The 504-nt window shown below is 56.7% G+C and carries 1 pseudogene; it reads right to left on the bottom strand.

The features are described from left to right. Positions 1 to 33 precede the first annotated feature (33 nt). A pseudogene (locus CSC62_RS17590) lies at positions 34 to 405 on the bottom strand (DUF47 domain-containing protein); the annotation flags it as partial. Positions 406 to 504: the final 99 nt, after the last annotated feature.

Here is a 504-nt window from a genome sequence, read left to right as displayed (position 1 = left end):
GATCAGGGCCAGGGTCAACATTGCCGGGGCCCGTCAGGAGTTCTTCAGCACGATTTCATAGGCGACCACGCCCGCCTCTCGACAGCGGTCGATGGCCTTTTCCAGGATTTCGAAGAATTCCTTGAGCAGGAACATCTGCAGCGGGTCGAGCTTGCCGGAATAGATGTCGCGGTACAGTTCCAGCATCAGCCGGTCGGCCTCGTTCTCCAGCGCGCGCAATTCGTCGTTCAGCGCCTTCATCGGCTCCAGCTTCATGTTGCGCAGGTCGTGGACCATCTCCACCACCACCGCCGCGGCCTGTTCCAGCATCGCCGCGCGCGGGGCGAAGTCGATGTGCTCCAGATGCTGGGTCGCCAGCGAGTAGCGGTCGGCGAACTTCTCCACCTGCTTGGGGATCTTGTACAGCGGAAAAAAAAAAAAAATGTCGAAACCACACTATACCAACGCGTCAGACCATTCACTGTGTGTGAAAGTAGCATAAAAATCAACACACACGATTTTGTT

This window comes from Pseudoxanthomonas jiangsuensis, from assembly GCF_010093185.1.
Lineage (GTDB): Bacteria > Pseudomonadota > Gammaproteobacteria > Xanthomonadales > Xanthomonadaceae > Pseudoxanthomonas > Pseudoxanthomonas jiangsuensis.
The sequence above is the reverse complement of the archived record's forward strand: the minus strand, read 5'-3'. Positions and strand labels throughout refer to the sequence as shown.